Consider the following 6,181-nt stretch of genomic DNA (forward strand, 5'->3'; position numbering starts at 1 on the left):
ACCCCATCGGCTACGTGCGGTGGACGGAGCGGCGCAACATGCAGGAGTTCCTGCGCCTGGTCGCCACCGGCCAAGTGACGCCGTCGCGGCTCACGTCCCACCGCTTTGACCTGGCGGAGGCGGAGCGCGCCTACGCCATCGTCACGGGCGAGGACAGGCAGCCGTTCCTGGGCGTGATCCTTTCCTATCCCCAGGACGCCTCCGCCGGCGGCCGCACCGTGCTGCTGCGGCCCGCGGCGCCGTCGGGGAAGATCGGCCTGGGCGTGATCGGCGCGGGGAACTTCGCCAAGGCCGTGCTCCTGCCGCGCATCGCCAAGGTCGGCGTGGACCTCGTGGGCGTGTCGACGGCCACGGGCGCCAGCGCGCGGACGACGGGCGACAAGTTCGGCTTCGGCTACTGCACCACGGACACGGACAAGCTGCTGGCGGACCCGGCCGTGCACGCCGTCGTCATCGCCACGCGGCACGGCTCGCACGCGGGGCAGACGGCGCGTGCCCTTCGCGCGGGCAAGGCCGTGTTCGTGGAGAAGCCGCTGGCCCTGGACGAGGAGGGGCTGCGTGAAGTCCTCCAGGCACAGGCGGAGACGGGCGGCGTGCTGGCCGTCGGCTTCAACCGCCGCTTCTCGCCCCTGGTGGAGCAGATGAAGCAGGCGTTCGCCCCGAACGCGCCCCTGGCGATGACGTACCGCATCAACGCCGGGCCCATCCCGCCGACCAGCTGGATCCACGACCCCGAGCAGGGGGGGGGACGCATCATCGGCGAGGTGTGCCACTTCGTGGACCTCGTGCAGCACGTGGCGGACGACGAGGTGACCGAGGTGTTCGCCCTGAACGCGGGTGGCCACGCGGCCCCCCTGCACGACGTGGTGACGGTGTCGCTGCGGATGCGCAACGGCTCCATCGCCTCCATCAGCTACTTCAGCACGGGCGACAAGTCGTATCCCAAGGAGCGCCTGGAGGTGTTCGGCGGGGGCGCCATCGCCGTGCTGGACGACTTCCGCGAGCTCACCATCAGCCGCAACGGCAAGCGGAAGTCCGTCAAGAAGCTCAGCCAGGACAAGGGCTTCGACGAGGAGATCGCCGCCTTCCTGGCCGCCGTGAAGGGCGGGGCCATGCCCATCCCGCTCCGCTCGCTCGTGGCGACGACGCGCGCCACCTTCGCCATCGAGCAGTCGCTGGCCACGGGGCAGCCCGTGCCCGTGGACGCGGACGCGCGCCCGGCGGAGGGCTGAGCCGTGTGCGGGATCGCGGGGTTCCAGGGGCCCTGGGAGCCGGAGCTGGCGGGGTGGATGGAAGAGGCGCTGGCCCACCGCGGACCCGACGGTGCCGGCACGGCCGCGTGGGACGAGGGGCGGGGCGTGCGCACGGCGCTGGCGCACCGGCGGCTGTCCATCATCGACCTGTCGGACGAGGGGCTGCAGCCCATGACGGTCGAGTGCGACCGCTGCGGCTGCCACGGGCTGGGGGACCTGGCGCTCACGTTCAACGGCGAGATCTACAACTTCCGCGAGCTGCGGGACCAGCTGCGGACGCGGGGGCACGCGTTCCACAGCGGCACGGACAGCGAGGTGCTGCTGCACCTGTACGCGGACGAGGGCCCCGCCATGCTGTCGCGGCTGAACGGCATCTTCGCGTTCGCCATCCGCGACGGGCGCGAGCGCGGCCGGCCGGCGGGAGTGGAGCGCGGCGACCTGTTCGTGGCGCGCGACCAGCTGGGCATCAAGCCCCTGTACTTCGCGGCGCTGCCGGACGGGTACCTGTTCGCGTCGGAGATCAAGTCCATCCTGCGCTGCCCCGACGTGCCCCGCGAGCTGGACGCGGCGGCCCTGCACCAGCAGCTGGCCTACCTGTGGACGCCCGCCCCGCGCACGATGCTGCAGTCGGTGCGCAAGCTGCCGCCGGGCGAGGCGCAGCTCGTTCGCCGGGGACGCGTGGCGCGGCAGTGGCGGTACTACGACCTGCCGTACGGCGGCGAGCGGCTGGCGGGGAGCGAGGACGAGATCGCGGCGCGGGTGCGCGCGGCCGTCGCCACGGCCGTGGAGCGGCAGCTGGTGGCGGACGTGCCCGTGGGCGCCTTTCTCTCCGGCGGGCTCGATTCCAGCGCCGTCGTGGCGATGATGAAGCAGGCGCGCCCGGACGACCGGCCCACGACGTACTGCATCGGCTTTGGCGACGGCGAGGACGCGGACGGCAACCCGGCGGACCTGCCCTACGCGGAGAAGGTGGCGGCGCACCTGGGCGTCAAGCTGCACGCGCTGCGGGTGGACCCGTCCATCATCGGCAACCTGGAGCGCATGCTGTGGCTGCTGGACGAGCCGCAGGCGGACCCCGCGCCCATCAACGCCCTGCTCATCGCCGAGCAGGCGCGGCGCGACGGCTTCAAGGTGCTGCTGAGCGGCGCGGGGGGCGACGACATCTTCAGCGGCTACCGGCGCCACCGGGCCCTGCGGCTGGAGCGGATGTGGACGCGCTTTCCCGCGCCCGTCCGCGCGCTGATGGGGGCTACGGTCCGCCGGGGCGCGGGCCCGCTCAGCGCGTCGCCGTGGGCGCGGCGGGCCGTGAAGCTGGTGGAGCACGCGCACCTGGACGACGACCGGCGGATGGCCGCGTACTTCTGGTGGAGCGGCGAGGGGCTGCGGCGCGGGCTGTACTCGCCGGAGCTGGCCGCGCGCACGGCGGGCGAGGACACGGCGGCGCCCCTGCTGGAGAGCCTGTCGCGCATCCCGGACGAGCGCGACCCGCTCAACCGCATGCTGTACCTGGAGGGCAAGCACTTCCTGGCGGACCACAACCTCAACTACACCGACAAGATGGGGATGGCCGCCGGGGTGGAGGTGCGGGTGCCCCTGCTGGACCCGGATCTCGTGGCGCTCGCCGCGCGCATCCCCCCGGGGATGAAGCAGAAGGGGGCCGAGGGCAAGGCCATCTTCAAGAAGGCCATGGAGCCCCTGCTGCCCCGCGACGTGATCTACCGCCCCAAGAGCGGCTTTGGCGCGCCCCTGCGGCAGTGGCTCAAGGGCGAGCTGCGCGGCCACGTGGAGGACACGCTCTCGCCGCAGGCGCTGCGCAGTCGCGGCCTCTTCGACCCCGCGGCCGTGCGGCGGCTGGTGGAGGCGGACCGCGCGGGACGCGTGGACGGCGCCTACACCATCCTGGCGCTGATGTGCGTGGAGATCTGGTGCCGCCTGTTCGTGGACGCGCCCGCGCCGCAGCCCGTGGGGGCGGCGTGACGGTCCGCGCGTCCGCCGGACGCGGATGAGCCTGTCGCGCGCGCTGCTCTACGCGCGCACCCTGCGGCACCTTCGCCCGGAGCAGCTGGCGTTTTTGCCGCTGCGCCGCGTGCAGGCGCGCCTGCCCCTGCCGCGCACGGGTCCCGGCCGGCCCGTGGATGCTGCCCGGGCGGCGCCCGTGGCGGAGGCGCTGGTGCGCCTGGGGTCGTGGGGCTACGCGGAGACGGTGGACCGCGCGGACCGGGTCTGCGCGGGCACCTTCCGATTTCTGAACCACGCGGAGACGCTCCCCGCGCGGCCGGACTGGACGGCGCGGCAGGTAAGCCACCTGTGGACGTACCACCTGCACTACTTTGCCTACGCGCGGGACCTGGCGTGGGCGTGGCGCGACACGGGCGACGCGGAGTATCCCGCCCGGTTCGCGGCGCTGGCCCGCGGGTGGATCGAGGCGACGGCGGACGGGCGCGGGGACGGCTGGGAGCCGTACGCGCTGGCCACGCGCATCGTCCACTGGACGGAGGCGCTGCTCCTCTTTGGCGACGGGCTGGACGCGGAGACGCGCGACGTCGTGGGCCGCAGCCTGTGGCGGCAGCTGGCCGTGCTGGAGCGCCGGCTGGAGCGCCACCTCCTGGGCAACCACCTGCAGCGCGACCTGCAGGCGCTGGCCGTGGGCGGGCTGCTCTTTGACGGGGCGGACGCGGCGCGGTGGCGGCGGACGGGCGGGCGCGGGCTGTGGCGCGAGCTGGACCGGCAGGTGCTGCCGGACGGCGGCCACTTCGAGCGGTCGCCCATGTACCACGCCGTGGCGCTGGACGACTTCCTTCGCTCCGTGGCGCTGCTGCGCGCGGGCGGCGAGCCGGTGCCGGCCGCGGCGGAGGAGCGGCTGCGGCGGATGACGCGCGCGTTCGGTGTCCTGTGCCGGGCGGACGGCGCGCTGCACCTGTTCAACGACGCCGCGCAGGGCGAGGCCCCGTCGTACGACGCGCTGGACGAGCTGGCGCGCCGCGTGCTCGGCCAGGGGGTGCCCGAGCCGCGCGGGCCGTTGTGGATGCCGGACACGGGCTACTACGGCTGGACGGACGGCGCCACGCGGCTGCTGGTGGACTGCGGCATTCCCGGTCCCGCGTACCAGCCCGGCCACGCGCACTGCGACCTGCTGAGCTACGAGCTGGACCTGGGTGGGCGGCCCGTCGTGGTGGACGTGGGCGTGAGCGGGTACGAGGGGGACCCGTTCCGCGAGTACGCGCGCAGCACGCGGGCCCACAACACGGTGGGCATCGGCGGGCGCGAGCAGAGCGAGGTGTGGGGCACCTTCCGCGTGGGCGGCCGCGCGGCGCCGGTCGACCCCGTGCTGCGCGGAGACGACGCGGGCGCCGTGTTCGAGGGCGGATGCCGGCCCTGGCACGACCGGCGGACCGTGCACCGCCGCCGCCTGGAAGTGCGCGACGGCGAGGTGCGCGTCGCGGACCGCGTGGAGGGAAGCGCGGGCGCGGCGCTGGAAAGCTGGATCCACCTGCATCCCGCCTTCACCGTCCACCGCGAGGGTGACGCGTGGATCGCCGCGCGCGAGCGGCAGACGGTCGTCATCGAGCCGTACGGCGCGGACGAGGCGACGCTGCACGTGGGCGAGCGGACGCCGGTGCAGGGATGGCACCTGCCGGAGTTCGGCGTGGCGCTGCCGGCGCCGGTGATCCGCCTGTGCGTCCGGGCGAACGACGGCCGCGCGTTCGGCTACCGCATCCGCGAGGGCTGATCCGCCGATCCCCTCCGCGCTCCGGATTCGGCTGATTGCAAGTCGGCGGTCAAAAGAACGCGATCGGGTGGATGGCGATGCGCATCCGCCGGCCTCCTGCCGCGGGGCGTGCATCGCGCCGGCTGGGGATCGCGTGGGGCGTGGACGGACGTCCGGTCGCGGAGCCCATCGCGGTTTTTCGGGGAGGCATGGCTCCGGCGTGGATCGGATTGGCTGATCCGAGTCGGCAGATCGGAATCGGCAGATCGGAATCGGCGGATCGGGCTCGGCGGATCGGGCTCGGTGGATCGGGCTCGGCTGATCGGATATCGGCAGATCGGGCTCGGCGGATCGGAATCGGCAGATCGGAATCGGCTGATCGGAATCGGCTGATCGGAATCGACGGATCGATGAATCGGCGGATGCGGGGAGATGCTGATCCGCCGCATCCAGTGGACGCACGGACTTCGCCGTGGAGCACGGGCGGATGCGGAACCGGATCACCCGATCGCGTCTTTTTGACCCCGGCGCGTGCATTCCGCCGGCGATCCCGCGGACGGCGGAGGATCCATCGGCCGGCGCGCGCGATCCGCGGACGGTCGGACGGGCGACGAGACGTGAACGGCATCCGCCGCGAAGGCGGATGCCTGTTTTGCAGATGAGACTCGAGCTACGCGGATGCACCATCCGCAGACGGACATGGGAATGACGGCTTCGCGACCGCTCCACATCGGGTACCTGGTCCAGCAGTTTCCGCCCGAGGTGGGGGCCGGCCCCGCGCGTGTGACGGAGATGGCCCTGCGCTGGCAGGAGCAGGGCGCGCGCGTGACCGTGATCACCGGCATGCCCAACCGGCCCGAGGGGCGCATTCATCCCGCGTACCGGGGCAAGCTGTTCATGCGCGAGGAGCACCAGGGGATCCAGGTGCTGCGCTCGTGGCTGTACGCCAGCCCCAGGCACGGCTTTGCGCGCACGCTGGTGAACAACGCCACGTTCATGGTCACCAGCGGCCTGCACGCGCTGGCCCGCGGCGGCGGCCTGGACGTGCTGGTGGCCAGCTCGCCGCCCTGGTTTCCGCACCTGACGGGGACGCTGGTCCACGCCCTGCGTCGCGTGCCGCTGGTGCTGGAGGTGCGCGACCTGTGGCCGGACTACCTGGCCGGGATGGGGACGGTCAAGAGCAAGGCGGCCATGAACGCCATCTTCACCGCCGAAAAGG

Annotated in this window: 4 protein-coding genes; all 4 read left to right on the plus strand. The window is 73.2% G+C overall.

The genetic code is table 11. The features are described 5' to 3' along the window. Positions 1–1,232: Gfo/Idh/MocA family protein (locus tag VFZ20_RS15810; protein ID WP_329684877.1), on the plus strand; the 1,232-nt coding region annotated here is incomplete at its 5' end. Between the two features lie 3 nt (positions 1,233–1,235). After that, positions 1,236–3,230: an asparagine synthase (glutamine-hydrolyzing) gene (asnB, locus tag VFZ20_RS15815; protein ID WP_329684878.1), complete on the plus strand. Its 1,995-nt coding sequence runs from the start codon at positions 1,236–1,238 to the stop codon at positions 3,228–3,230. A gap of 25 nt (positions 3,231–3,255) precedes the next feature. Then, positions 3,256–4,983: an alginate lyase family protein gene (locus VFZ20_RS15820; RefSeq protein ID WP_329684879.1), complete on the plus strand. Its 1,728-nt coding sequence runs from the start codon at positions 3,256–3,258 to the stop codon at positions 4,981–4,983. 684 nt (positions 4,984–5,667) lie between these two features. Next, a partial coding sequence (locus VFZ20_RS15825) for a glycosyltransferase (RefSeq protein WP_329684880.1) occupies positions 5,668–6,181 on the plus strand: 514 nt, incomplete at its 3' end.

It is taken from the genome of Longimicrobium sp., assembly GCF_036280135.1.
GTDB lineage: Bacteria > Gemmatimonadota > Gemmatimonadetes > Longimicrobiales > Longimicrobiaceae > Longimicrobium.

What these genes read in the sequence shown, in the direction of transcription:
- VFZ20_RS15820 (WP_329684879.1), top strand. Translation starts at nt 3,256, where the DNA reads ATGAGCCTGTCGCGCGCGCTGCTCTACGCGCGCACCCTGCGGCACCTT.